This is a genomic window from Halorientalis sp. IM1011, from assembly GCF_001989615.1.
Lineage (GTDB): Archaea > Halobacteriota > Halobacteria > Halobacteriales > Haloarculaceae > Halorientalis.
This window is the reverse complement of record NZ_CP019067.1, coordinates 782,010-794,126: the sequence shown is the minus strand read 5'-3', so window position 1 is coordinate 794,126 and position 12,117 is coordinate 782,010. Positions and strand designations below refer to the sequence as shown.

Genomic DNA, 12,117 nt, shown 5'->3' with positions numbered 1-12,117 from the left:
GGGCGGTAGAGAGGAGGCATATGGTCGCGATCGAGACGGACGGTCTGACGCGACGATACGGCGACGTGGTCGCCGTGGACTCGGTCGACCTGACCGTCCAGGAGGGGGAGGTGTTCGGCTTTCTCGGCCCGAACGGAGCCGGGAAGTCGACGGTGATCAACATGCTACTGGACTACACGCCGCCGTCCTCGGGGGAGGCGCGCGTGTTCGGCCATCCGACGCGGACGGAGGCCGTCGACATCCGCGAACGAGTCGGCGTCCTCCCCGACGGCTACCAGCTCTACGACCGGCTCTCAGGTCGTCGCCATCTGGAGTTCGTGGTGGAGGCCCGGGGGGCCGACGACGACCCCGACGAGATTCTGGACCGGGTGGGACTCGACCCCGAGGACGCCGAGCGGAACGCCGGCGACTACTCGAAGGGGATGGCCCAGCGACTCGTGCTGGGGATGGCGCTCGTCGACGAGCCGGATCTGTTGATCCTCGACGAGCCATCGACTGGGCTGGACCCCAACGGGATCCGGCTGATGCGCAACGTCATCCGGCAGGAAGTGAACCGCGGCGCGACCGTCTTCTTCTCCAGTCACATCCTCGGGCAGGTGGAGGCGGTCTGTGACCGGGTCGGGATCATGAACGAGGGGCGACTCATCGAGGTGGCGTCGCTGGACGAGATCCGCGACACCGTCGGCGTCGGGACGACGCTACACGTGACCGTCGACAGCCAGCCGGATCTCACCATCACGGATCTGGAGGCGATGGACGACGTGTCCAACGTCCGGGCCGACGGGCCGGAGCTGACGATGACTCTGTCGGACTCGACTGCCAAGGCCAGAGTGATCAGCCGGATCGAGGACGCGGGCGCGACGGTCACCGACTTCGAGACCACCGAGTCCTCGCTCGAAGAGCTGTTCGCGGAGCTGATCGACGAGGACGAGGCCCGGGAGGTGTCGGCATGAGGGACCGACAGCTCTCGGTCATGGCCCGGAAGGACTTCGACGACGCCGTGCGGTCGAAGACGGTCTGGGTCGTCAGCGCCCTCTTCGCGCTGCTCGTTGTCCTCGCCGCGTATCAGGTCTCCCGGATGGACGTCTCGCCGGAGGTTCCGGCTGGCGTCCTCCCGAAACTCGTGCTGGTCTCGCTGACGAGTCCGATCACCTGGATCGTTCCGATCATCGCGCTGATCGTCGGATACATGTCGGTCGTCGGCGAGCGTCGCTCGGGCAGCATCAAACTCCTGCTCGGGCTCCCCTTCGAACGCGCGGAGATTTTCGTCGGAAAGATCCTCGGCCGGACCGCGGTGATCTCGGTGAGCGTCGCCGTCGGGTTCGTCACGATGGCGGTCACGATACCCGTGCTCGTCGGACTCGGCTCGCCAGCGGAGTTCTCCGTCGCGGTTCTCGGCCTGTTCCTCGCGACGCTCCTGCTCGGGACCGTGTTCACGACGCTCGCCGTGAGCCTGTCGGCGCTCGCCAGCACGCGGCGTCGGGCCATTACGAGCGTGATCGGCCTGTTCTTCGTGACCCACGTCGCCTGGACCGGCCTGATCCAGTTCGTCGCGCTGCCATTCGGCGGCGCTGGCCCCACTCGCTGGTACCTGCTGTTGAGCTACCTCAGCCCGACCGCCGCGTACACCCGCATCGCGTCGATCGTGTTCACCGACTTCCCGGTCCCGTATCCCGGCATCAGGATGGACGGTCTGGGGCCGCGTGGCGCGATGGTCGGGAATATGCAGTCACCGCCGTTCTACCTCACCGAGTGGTTCGCCCTCCTCACCCTGCTCGTCTGGGCCGTCGGAGCCGGAGCGCTCGCCTACTACGTCTTCCGCGACGCCGACCTGGGCTGACCCTTCGGTCGCCCCGGCGCTCGATATCGTCCACTCTCGTAGTGCGTCAATCGGGGGTTGTGTGCTTCCCACGAGGTCGAAAAGATGTGACGGGTTTATTTCCGGACCATGTCTGGATGGGTGCATGAAATTTGCCGGTCGGTCACGGGACTGCGTCGAGGACCTGTTGGCCGAACTCGAAGCGGGGTATGGGTCGTTTCCGGTGTCACAGACGACGGTGTCGGTCTCCTCGGAGTGTTACGAGGAGATCGCCCGGGAGTGGGAGGGGACGGTCGGTCGCGTGGACGTCCACGTCCGCAACGATGCCGACGAGGTGCTCGTCCGTCCCGATGGGGAGGCGGTCCGTGCCCCGGCGTCCATCGTCAGCTCCGGCGCGTCCATCGAGAATCGCGCCCGGAGTGCCGTCCAGTCGACCGGGGTCGAGTGCCGAATCGACGGGCTCGAAGCGGTCACCATCGCGGGCGTCCGGAACGAAGACGACGCCGAGGCCGACCCGGTCTATCGACTGCTGGTTCTGTTCACCGGCACACACGTCGGCGGCACACCTCCGGCGGAGTGTCAGTGGCGCGCCGAGCCGCCGGAGAGTCAGCTTCTCATATGACGCCGGTCGCGCGGGCGGCCTCGCGGGCCGCGGGTTCGCTCACGCCGTCGCCGAGGATCGTGTAGCGATCCCGGATGCGGTGGGCGGTCGTCAGCGCCTCGATGACGGTCTCGTCGTCGATCCCCAGTTCGTCGGCGGTCGTCGGCGCACCGATTCCGGCCAGTGCGTCCCGGATCTTGCGCCACTCCGTCTGGCCGCTGTGGAGGTACTCCGTGATGATCGAGCCGACGCCGACCTGATGGCCGTGGAGCGCCTCGCCGGGCACGAGCCGGTCGAGTTGGTGCGAGAAGAGGTGTTCGGCCCCGCTCGCGGGCCGGGACGAGCCCGCGATGGACATCGCCACGCCCGAAGAGACCAGCGCCTTGACGACGACCCACGCCGACTCTTCGAGTTCCTTCTTCACCGAGTCGGCGTTCTCGACGAGCATCTCGGCAGTCATCTGGCTGAGCGCGCCGGCGTACTCGGAGTACTCGACGTTTTTCAGCCGGTGGGCCAGCTGCCAGTCCTTGACGGCGGTGTAGTTGCTGATGATGTCGGCACAGCCCGCGGTGGTCAGCCGCCAGGGAGCCGCCGCGAGGATCTCGGTGTCGGCGACGACGGCCAGCGGCGGTTCGGCGGCGACGCTGTGGCGCGTGTCGCCCTCGGGGACCGAGCCGCGACCGCTGACGATGCCGTCGTGGCTGGCCGCGGTCGGCACCGAGACGAACCCGAGTCCGAGGTCGTCGGCGGCCATCTTCGTGATGTCGATGACCTTCCCGCCGCCGACGCCGATCAGGAACCCGACCTCTTCGGCGCGTGCGGTCTCGATGACGCGCTCGACCTCGGCGAAACTGGCCTCCTCGACCGTCGTCAGCGCCGGTTGGGCCCCCTCGGCCCCGAAGGCCTCGACGACGCGGTCTCCTGCGACCTCCTTCGGCGTCGGACTCGTCACCACCAGCGGCCGTCCCGTCAGGTGGAGTTCGGCGACGGCGTCAACTGTCTCGTCGAGGACGCCGTGCCCCACCACCACGTTCCGGGGTAGACGGATCCACGAAGACTTCTCGAACATACGCTCCCGTGTCGTGCCACGGATTAATGCGTTCCCCCTCGTCTCAGGCCAGCGTGTCCAGCACGCCCAGCACGCGCTCCTCGCGCTCGCGGTCAGGCCCGTGTTCGCTCCCGTCGCGCTCGCTCTCGACGTAGTCCTCGACCGTCGCTTCGAGTGCCGATTCCACCGGCGTCGCCTCCCAGCCCAGTCCGGACAACTTCGCCGTCGAGAGCAGGTGCGGGTAGTCCCGGTAGAGGGGGAACTCCCCGGGGTCGATATCGCCGGCCGCGAGTTCCCGCGGCCCGGTGTGGACGATCTCGACCGACTCGTCCAGTACCGAGGCGATCCCCTCGACCAGTTCGTCGAGCGTCGTCGCCCGCCGGTCGCCGACGTTGTAGGCCTCGCCCGGGTCGCCTTCTTCGGCGACGATCCGGAGCGCCGATGCCACGTCTTCGACGTAGGCCCGGTGCCAGACGTTCGTCCCGTCACCGGGGACCAGCACTCGATCGTGAGTCGAGACGCGCTCGATCCAGTAGTCCACCCGGCCGGTGTAGTCGTGGGGTCCGTAGACGTTGCAGGGGCGGACGCTCGTCGCGTTCACGCCGTCCTCGGCCGCAGCGAACACCGCTCGATCCCCCGCCGCCTTCCGGGGGCCGTAACTGTCCGCCGAGTCGTCGGTCGCCTGCTCGTCGGAGCACTCACAGAGCGCCGTCTCGCCCTCGCGTTTCGGGATGGCCTCCTCGCCGTAGGCCGCGCCGCTGGAGACGTAGACGTAGGCCTCGACGTCGTCGAAGATCCGGGTCGCGGCCCGCACGTCGCGGGGCTGGTAGGCCACGCAGTCGATCACCACGTCCGGGGAGACGGCGTGGGCGACGTCGGCGAGGTCGCCGTCGTCGGTGCGGTCGCCCTCGACGTGTTCGACCCCGGTGTCGTCGAAGGGGTTGTCGTGTTCGCCGCGGTTGAAGATCGTCACGTCGTAGCCGTGGTCGCGCAACTCCGCGACGGTGTGGCGACCGATAAAGCGCGTCCCACCGATGACCAGCGCCCGTGTCATATCTGCTTCCACGACGCCACGGGTGAAAAGGTTCGGTCCGGGATCGGCCCCCGCTCGGGCTCCGGCCAGACTCGGCTGTATCGGCAGCCAATACACGGCCAACCTTTTATCGGCGCTCTACCGTCTGTCCCGGCGGTTACGTCTCCGAAATCCCCGGGCCGGTTCCACTGATGAGACTCCAGCACACGCCGTATACGGTGCCACTGATCGCGAGTGCGTTGCTCGCCCTCGTCAGTGCGTATTACGTCCGGCGGCAGAGCGACCGGCTCTCCGCGAGCATGTACGCGTGGGCGATGGTCGCGATGGCGCTCTGGGCCGGGAGTTCCGCGGCCGCGCTGTCCGTCGTCGATCCCCTCACGACCCGGGTGCTGGTCGGGAGCGTCCTGGCCTTTGCCGCGCTGACGACGGCCACCTGGTGTCTGTTCTGTCTCAGCTACAGCGGCTACGAACGGTGGCTGTCGTGGCCGCTGTTCACCGCCTTCGGCGTCGCGGTCGCCTCGATCACCGCGCTCACCGTCTCGAACCCCCTGCACGACCTCGTGTTCGTCGAGCGGACGGTCGACCGCACCGGCGGCTGGGTCGGAGTCGGCCACGAGTGGGCGATCGGTCTCTGGCTCTCCGTGCTGGTCGTCTACGTCATCCACGCGCTCACCCACGCCGTCCTGTTCAAGAAGTTCCGGCGCTCGCGCAACCTCTATCGAACGTTCACGGTGATCCTGTTGCTGGCCAGCATCACCATCTGGCTCGCCAACATCCTCTCGGTGATCGGCTACAGCCCGCTGCCACACATGATGTTCGTCCCGATCGTCTTCCTGTTCTGGGGCGTCTTCGGGCTGGTCGTTCTGGCAAGCCGCCGGTTCGTGCGCTCGCTGCCCATCGACCGGTTCCTCGAACTCCTCGACCCGCGTTCGGACGACGTCGTACCGCTGGCACGTGACTTCGTCGTCGAGGAGATGGACAGCGGGGTCGTCATCCTCGACGCGACCGACTACGTCGTCGACGTGAACACGACGGCCAAAGAGATGTTGGACACCCAGACACGGCTCATCGGCAGGCCGATCTACGACGTCGTCGACCTCGACGAGTTCTTCGAGGACGGGCTGGTCAACGACGGGAGCCGCCAGCAGATCTGGGTGCAGTCCGATGGCGAGCGGAACTGCTACGACGTGAACGTCTCTCCGATCACCGGCGGGGACGACTCGCTCGTCGGTCGGGCCATCGTGATGAACGACATCACGAGCCAGAAGGGACGCGAACAGCGACTCCGCAACCGCGAGGGGGAACTCCAGACGCTCAAACAGGTCCTCTCGCGGATCATCCGGCACAACATCCGGAACGACGTGAACGTCGTCCAGGGCAACGCCGAGTGGATCGCCGCCAACGCCGACAGCGACGACGTGGTGACACGGGCCGAACAGATCGTCGAAACGGCCGAGGACCTCGCGACCACGAGCCGAAAGACCCGCATCGTCGACCGCGTCGTCGGCACCGATGCCGACCTGGTCGACGTCGACCTCGAACCCCTGCTCGAGGACACGCTGGCCGATTTCAGAGCCGAATACCCGGAGGCGACGATCCGTGCCGAGGTGCCGTCCGGCGTGTCCGTCCGGGGGAGCGTCTACCTCTCGGCGGCCTTCGAGAACGCGATCGAGAACGCCATCGTCCACGATCCAGGCCCGGAGCCGACGGTCGATATCGAGGTCCGGGCCGACGACGACACCGTCACTCTGACCGTCAGCGACGACGGTCCCGGGATCCCCGAGCAGGAGATGCAGGCCATCGAGACCGGCGAGGAGACCGAGCTGATCCACGCGAGCGGAATCGGTCTCTGGCTGATCGACTGGATCGTGCGTAACTCCGGCGGGACGGTCTCGTGGTCGAACACGGATTCCGGCGCGGCGGTTCGGATGGAACTCCAGCGGGCCACGGAGTCGGACGAGCCGGCAAAATACTGATAGGGGTACAGGTTCCAGACTCGTACGTATGCCCCCTGAAAACCCCTCCGAGCACGGCTGTCCGAAGTGCGGCCACGACGACGCCGAAGTCGACACGATCACGACTACCGGCGGCGGCCTGTCCAAGATGTTCGACATCCAGAATCGCGGGTTCAAAACGGTCTCCTGTACGAACTGCGGCTACACGGAACTGTACAAGTCCGACGCGGGCACGAGCAACCTGCTGGACGTGTTCATGGGCTGATGACCGCCGGCGGGTTCGTCCTGGTGTTCGGTCTGGTGTTCGCGCTGGGCGTGCCGCTCGTGCTGTGGGCGCTGGTTAACGCCGAGACCGACGACACCGACGTGATGGACCGACAGCGAGCGGAGGAATCGGCTCGCGCCGACAGGCGGACGGCAGTCGAAGATCGAGCGGACGACCAAACAGCGGCCGATAGGAGCCGTGCGTCGTGGACGCGCCGAGACGCTGACGACGGGTCCGACCGCAGGTTCTGACCGGTTTCGGTCGCGGTTTGGCAACGATTCTGCCACAGCTTTTACCACTCGCGAGTGACATATCCCGGGTGCAATGTCCGACAAGACCGACGACGCTCTCGAACGAGTTCGGGACGCCTTCGACAGTGCCGTCGAAGAGACCGAGCAGATGAGCGAGTCGGCCAAACAGGAGGTCCGGGACGCTATCGACGACCTCGAAGGTCGTATCGAGGGCCTCCGCAACAGTAACTGACGCCGTCGGAGCGGTTTTTTAGCGGTGCGCAGTCGAACCCAGTAGCCGGTGGTGCGGCGGACGGCCAGCATAGCAACCGCGAGCGCGCCGACGGCGCGCGAGCGGCCTTTTTCCCCAAGTTTTTGCGCAGGGGGGTCGCCGTGGGCGACCCCCCTGACGTAAAAAGTGGGTGCGTTCTAGTCGTCAGCCTGCCCCGCCGCCGGCTCGCTGGCGTCGGCGCTCGGGGTGGCGGGCTCGGGCGGTTCGGTCCGCACGTCGGCCTCGTCGTCGTCCGCGATGATCTCCGCGTAGGCGTCGGGGAGAACTTTGACGAAGTTCTCCAGTTCCGCTTCCCAGTTGTCGAGGATGTACTGGCCGCGATCCGAACCGGTGTAGGCGACGTGGTTCTCGATCAGGCGGCGCAACATCTTGCGGTCCCGTTCGTCGAGGGTGTCGAACGTCGAGACCATGCCGCGGTTGACCTTCCGGTCGAAGTCGCCCTCGCGGTCGAGGACGTAGGCGACGCCGCCGGACATGCCGGCCGCGAAGTTCTTGCCGGTGTCGCCAAGCACCGCGACCGCGCCGCCGGTCATGTACTCACAGCCGTGGTCGCCGACCGACTCGACGACCGCCCGGACGCCGGAGTTGCGGACGGCGAAGCGCTCGCCGGCCTGGCCGTTGACGTAGAGTTCGCCCTGGGTCGCGCCGTAGAGGGCGACGTTGCCGATCAGGGTGTTCTCCTCGGGCTCGTAGGGGGCCTCGGCTGGCGTGTTGACGATCATCTTCCCGCCGGAGAGGCCCTTGCCGACGTAGTCGTTGGCCGTCCCCGTGAGCTCGAAGGTGACGCCGTCCTGCAGGAAGGCCCCGAAGCTCTGGCCGGCGACGCCCTCGAAGTCGACGCGGATGGTGTCACTGGGGAGACCGGGCGTGCCGTGTTCCTGTGAGATCCGGTTCGAGAGGGTCGCACCGACCGCGCGATCGACGTTGTCGATGTCCATCGACAGCGAGACGGGCTCGCCGGTCTCGACGGTGTCGCCGATCTCCTCTAGGATATCCCAGTCGAGTTGCTCGTCGACCTCGTGGGTCTGCTCGCGGGTCTTGTAGCGGTCGTCGTCGCCCGCGGGCTCGGCGAGCACGGAGGAGAGGTCGAGTTTCTTGGCCTTGGGATGGTCCACGTCGTCGCGCTGGGAGAGCACGTCGACCCGGCCGATCATGTCGTCGACGGTCTCGAAGCCGAGGTCGGCCATGATCTCGCGCAGTTCCTGCGCGACGAAGGTCATGTAGTTGATGACGTTCTCCGGCGTGCCCGGGAACCGGGCCCGAAGCTTCTCGTTCTGGGTCGCGACGCCGACCGGACAGGTGTTCTCGTGGCACTGCCGGGCCATCACACAGCCGGAGGTGACCATCGAGGCGGTCCCGAAGGCGTACCCCTCCGCGCCGAACATGGCGGCGACGGCCACGTCACGGCCGGTCTTCATGCCGCCGTCGGTGCTGACCTTGATCCGGGAGCGCAGGTCCGTCGCCCGGAGCATCTGGTTGGCCTCGGCGACGCCCAGTTCCCAGGGCAGGCCCGCGCTCTTGATCGAGGTCTTCGGCGACGCGCCGGTCCCGCCGTCGTGGCCCGAGATGTGGACCACGTCGGCGTTGGCCTTCGCGACGCCCGCCGCGATGGTGCCGATGCCGTCCTCGGCGACCAGTTTGACGTTGATGTCGGCGTCGGGGTTCGCGGCTTTGAGATCGTGGATCAACTGCTTGAGGTCCTCGATGGAGTAGATGTCGTGCAGCGGCGGCGGGGAGATGAGGCCGACGCCCGGCGTCGCGTACCGGACGTGGGCGATCATCTCGTTGACCTTCTTCCCGGGCAGATGGCCGCCCTCTCCGGGCTTTGACCCCTGAGCCATCTTGATCTGGATCTCCTCGGCGGCCGAGAGGTAGTCGCTGGTGACGCCGAAGCGGCCGGAGGCGACCTGCTTGGTCGTACACTCCTTCTCGGTGCCGAAGCGCTCGGGCGGTTCGCCGCCCTCGCCGGTGTTGGCGTTGGCCCCCAACCGGTTCATCGCGATGGCGTTGTTCTCGTGCATCTCCGGGGAGAGGCTCCCCAGGGACATCGCGGCCGTCTCGAAGCGCTCGACGATGTCCTCGATGGGTTCGACGTCCTCGATGGGGATCGACTCCCGATCCTCTGTGTCGAACTCGAGCAGGCCCCGGAGGGTCTGGAGTTCCTGGGTCTGGTCGTTGATCTTCTCGGCGAACTCCCTGTATTTCTCGTAGTCGCCCTGCCGGACGGCCTGCTGGACCGTCCCGACCGTCTCGGGGTTCCACTGGTGGTGGATGCCGCCGGTCCGGTGCTCGAACTCGCCCTGGCGCTCGATCTCGGGGTCGTCGCTGAAGGCCACGTCGTAGCGGGTCCGCAGGTCCGATTCGAGGTCCTCGATCTCCATGCCTTCCGTCCGGCAGGTCGTCCCCTCGAAGTACTCGGCGACGAAGTCCGAATCGAGCCCGACGGCCTCGAAGATCTGTGCGCCCTGATAGCTCTCCACCGTCGAGATGCCCATCTTGGCCATCGTCTTCAGGAGGCCGTCCTCGACCGCGCCGACGTAGGCCTCGATGGCGGTTCCGAGGTTCGCGCCGTCCGGCCCGGCCACGAGGTCCTCGATGGTCTGGTAGGCCAGGTAGGGGTTGACCGCGCCCGCGCCGTAGCCGATCAGCGTCGCGAAGTGATGGACCGTTCTGGGGTCACCCGACTCGACGACGAGTCCGACGTGGTTGCGGAGGCCGTTGCGCACGAGGTGGTGGTGGACGCCGCCCACGGCCAGCAGGCTCGGGATCGGGATGGCGTCTTCGCCCGCACCCCGGTCCGAGAGGACGAGGATGTCGTTCTCTTTGGCGGCCTCGTCGGCCTCGGCGCGTACGTCCTCGACGGCCGCTCGGAGGTCCTCGTCGGGGTCGTATGTGATATCGACGACCGCCGTCGACATGCCGTTCTCGTCCAGTTCCTTGATCGCCGTCGTCTCCTCGTCGGTGAGGATCGGTGAGTCGACGACCAGTTGCCGGGCGTGAGTCTGGGTCTCGTCGAGCAGGTTGCGCTGGTAGCCCAGCCGCGACTCCAGCGAGGTCACCAGTTCCTCGCGGATGTAGTCCAGCGGCGGGTTCGTGACCTGCGCGAACAGCTGTTTGAAGTAGCTGAAGAGCGGCCGGTTGTGGTCGGTTAGCACCGACAGCGGCGTGTCGTCGCCCATCGAGCCCACGGGGTCTTTCCCCTTCTCGGCCATGGGCTGGATGAGGTGATCGACCTCGTCGTAGGTGTAGCCGTACAGCGCCTGGTAGGAACGAAGCGCGTCGACCTCTCCCTGGGGCTCGGTCTCGTGGTCGGCCACGTCGTCGAGGTGAACCTGCTCTCGATCGACCCACTCGGCGTACTTCTCGTCGGTGAGGTCGTCAAAGACCTCGTCGTCGGGGACGACCCGCCCCTCCTCGGGGTCGGCGAGGAAGAGCTGCCCGGGCTGGAGCCGGCCGCGTTCCTCGATCTCCGCGGGGTCGTGATCCAGCGCGCCGGCCTCGCTGGACATCACGAGGCGGCCGTTCTGCAGGATGTCGTACCGGCAGGGGCGCAGACCGTTGCGGTCCAGCACCGCGCCGACCCGTTCGCCGTCGGTGGCCGCTACGAGGGCGGGGCCGTCCCACGGCTCGACCAGCGAGGCGTGGTAGTCGTACCAGTCCCGGCGCTCCTGTGAGATCATGTTCGCCTCGCCACGCCAGGCCTCCGGGATGAGCATCCGGAGCGCGTGGGGGAGGTCCCGGCCGCCCTCCATGAGCAGTTCGAGACCGTTGTCGACGCTCGCGGTGTCGGACTGCTCGGGGTCGTCGATGATCGGCTTGAGCTTCTCCATCTCGTCCTCGGAGAAGTGGTCGGCGAAGCCCTCCGCAGAGAGGTCCGTCTCGCGAGCCCGCATCCAGTTGATGTTGCCCTGGATGGTGTTGAACTCGCCGTTGTGGATGATGTTGCGGTAGGGGTGTGCGAGGTGCCACGCACCGAGCGTGTTCGTCGAGAATCGCGCGTGGACCATCGCGAACGTCGAAGTCATCCGCTCGTCGGTCAGTTCTGGGTAGTACTCGGGCAGTTGCTCCGCGAGCAGGAGCCCCTTGTAGACGACCGTGTCCTGATCGAGCGAGACGACGTAGAAGCGTTCGTAACCTGCCGGCCGCTCGTCCTCGACGGTGTTCTCTACTACCCGCCGGGCGACGTAGAGGCGCTTGTCGAACTCCTCGTCGTCCACGTCGCCCTCGGGGCGGACGAACGCCTGCTCGACGCGGGGCTCGGACTCGATTGCCGTCGCGCCGAGCGTCTCGTTGTCCGTCGGGACGGTGCGCCAGTGGAAGACCTCCAGTCCCTCCGAGGCGAGTGTCGACTCGAACAGATCCTTCAGACCCGCGGCGGCGGCCTCGTCGTCGCGGGGGAGAAAGAGCGATCCGACCGCGTACTCGCCGCGGGGCGGGAGATCGGCGTCGACCTCGGCCGCGAAGAACTCGTGAGGCATCTGCAACAGGATACCGGACCCGTCGCCGGTGTTCTCCTCCGCGCCCGTGGTTCCGCGGTGTTCGAGGTTCGCGAGCAGTTCCAGACCGTCGGCGACGACGTCGTTGTCCCGACCCCCGTCGAGATCCATCACGACGCCCACGCCGCAGTTAGACCGTACATCAGTGGGATCCGCGAGCCCGACCTCGCTCGCAGACTCGTTAGTAGTCCGTTGCCCAACCATACGCGGTACTTCGACTGCCCCAATAAGAGACTGTCCCTCAAGGGCTAAGGGTCTGTTAAACTCAAATAAGGGGATATAAACACATTCACAACAATACTGACACTATGTATTGAAAAACCGTTATAGTTGTGCGAGAGGATGCGAGGCGGTGGAACAGTCGAGTCAATGACGAAA

Annotated in this window: 10 protein-coding genes; 7 read left to right on the top strand and 3 right to left on the bottom strand. The window is 66.7% G+C overall.

Annotated elements, in window-relative coordinates; translation table 11 throughout:
- The first annotated feature begins 20 nt into the window (after positions 1-20).
- From BV210_RS04025 to BV210_RS04015, 3 genes are all read left to right on the top strand, one after another.
- Positions 21-953 (top strand): ABC transporter ATP-binding protein, encoded by a 933-nt coding sequence (locus BV210_RS04025; RefSeq protein ID WP_077205398.1) that lies wholly within the window; start codon positions 21-23, stop codon positions 951-953.
- Positions 950-1,840 (top strand): ABC transporter permease subunit, encoded by an 891-nt coding sequence (locus BV210_RS04020; protein ID WP_077205397.1) that lies wholly within the window; start codon positions 950-952, stop codon positions 1,838-1,840. The genes BV210_RS04025 and BV210_RS04020 overlap by 4 nt, the downstream gene beginning before the upstream one ends.
- Before the next feature lie 124 nt (positions 1,841-1,964).
- Positions 1,965-2,441, top strand: a complete 477-nt coding sequence (locus BV210_RS04015; RefSeq protein ID WP_077205396.1) for a hypothetical protein — start codon at positions 1,965-1,967, stop codon at positions 2,439-2,441.
- Here the strand turns inward: BV210_RS04015 and BV210_RS04010 are convergent.
- On the bottom strand, positions 2,434-3,489 hold the full coding sequence (locus BV210_RS04010) for an NAD(P)-dependent glycerol-1-phosphate dehydrogenase (protein ID WP_077205395.1): 1,056 nt from the start codon (positions 3,487-3,489) through the stop codon (positions 2,434-2,436). The genes BV210_RS04015 and BV210_RS04010 overlap by 8 nt on opposite strands.
- A gap of 43 nt (positions 3,490-3,532) precedes the next feature.
- Positions 3,533-4,522 carry an NAD-dependent epimerase/dehydratase family protein gene (locus BV210_RS04005; RefSeq protein ID WP_077205394.1) on the bottom strand — a complete coding sequence of 330 codons (990 nt, stop codon included), beginning with the start codon at positions 4,520-4,522 and terminating at the stop codon, positions 3,533-3,535.
- A 170-nt stretch (positions 4,523-4,692) separates the two neighbouring features.
- Here BV210_RS04005 and BV210_RS04000 point away from each other — a divergent pair, with 170 nt between their 5' ends.
- The 4 genes from BV210_RS04000 to BV210_RS20160 all read left to right on the top strand — a co-directional run bounded on the left by BV210_RS04000 (position 4,693) and on the right by BV210_RS20160 (position 7,204).
- The gene (locus BV210_RS04000) at positions 4,693-6,477 is read left to right on the top strand and encodes a histidine kinase N-terminal 7TM domain-containing protein (protein ID WP_084802553.1); all 1,785 of its coding nucleotides are present in this window, start codon (positions 4,693-4,695) and stop codon (positions 6,475-6,477) included.
- A gap of 28 nt (positions 6,478-6,505) precedes the next feature.
- Positions 6,506-6,721 carry a zinc ribbon domain-containing protein gene (locus BV210_RS03995; protein WP_077205392.1) on the top strand — a complete coding sequence of 72 codons (216 nt, stop codon included), beginning with the start codon at positions 6,506-6,508 and terminating at the stop codon, positions 6,719-6,721.
- Positions 6,721-6,972, top strand: a complete 252-nt coding sequence (locus tag BV210_RS03990) for a hypothetical protein (protein WP_077205391.1) — start codon at positions 6,721-6,723, stop codon at positions 6,970-6,972. Before BV210_RS03995 ends, BV210_RS03990 begins: the two co-directional genes overlap by 1 nt.
- A gap of 73 nt (positions 6,973-7,045) precedes the next feature.
- A complete protein-coding gene (locus BV210_RS20160; RefSeq protein ID WP_172824871.1) occupies positions 7,046-7,204 on the top strand; it encodes a YtxH domain-containing protein in 159 nt (52 codons plus the stop codon).
- Between the two features lie 176 nt (positions 7,205-7,380).
- Here BV210_RS20160 and gltB read toward each other — a convergent pair whose 3' ends face one another.
- The gene (gene gltB / locus BV210_RS03985) at positions 7,381-11,943 is read right to left on the bottom strand and encodes a glutamate synthase large subunit (RefSeq protein ID WP_077205390.1); all 4,563 of its coding nucleotides are present in this window, start codon (positions 11,941-11,943) and stop codon (positions 7,381-7,383) included.
- Positions 11,944-12,117 lie beyond the last annotated feature (174 nt).

What these genes read in the sequence shown, in the direction of transcription:
- BV210_RS04025 (WP_077205398.1), top strand. Translation starts at nt 21, where the DNA reads ATGGTCGCGATCGAGACGGACGGTCTGACGCGACGATACGGCGACGTG.
- BV210_RS04020 (WP_077205397.1), top strand. Translation starts at nt 950, where the DNA reads ATGAGGGACCGACAGCTCTCGGTCATGGCCCGGAAGGACTTCGACGAC.
- BV210_RS04015 (WP_077205396.1), top strand. Translation starts at nt 1,965, where the DNA reads ATGAAATTTGCCGGTCGGTCACGGGACTGCGTCGAGGACCTGTTGGCC.
- BV210_RS04010 (WP_077205395.1), bottom strand. Translation starts at nt 3,489, where the DNA reads ATGTTCGAGAAGTCTTCGTGGATCCGTCTACCCCGGAACGTGGTGGTG.
- BV210_RS04005 (WP_077205394.1), bottom strand. Translation starts at nt 4,522, where the DNA reads ATGACACGGGCGCTGGTCATCGGTGGGACGCGCTTTATCGGTCGCCAC.
- BV210_RS04000 (WP_084802553.1), top strand. Translation starts at nt 4,693, where the DNA reads ATGAGACTCCAGCACACGCCGTATACGGTGCCACTGATCGCGAGTGCG.
- BV210_RS03995 (WP_077205392.1), top strand. Translation starts at nt 6,506, where the DNA reads ATGCCCCCTGAAAACCCCTCCGAGCACGGCTGTCCGAAGTGCGGCCAC.
- BV210_RS03990 (WP_077205391.1), top strand. Translation starts at nt 6,721, where the DNA reads ATGACCGCCGGCGGGTTCGTCCTGGTGTTCGGTCTGGTGTTCGCGCTG.
- BV210_RS20160 (WP_172824871.1), top strand. Translation starts at nt 7,046, where the DNA reads ATGTCCGACAAGACCGACGACGCTCTCGAACGAGTTCGGGACGCCTTC.
- gltB (WP_077205390.1), bottom strand. Translation starts at nt 11,943, where the DNA reads ATGGTTGGGCAACGGACTACTAACGAGTCTGCGAGCGAGGTCGGGCTC.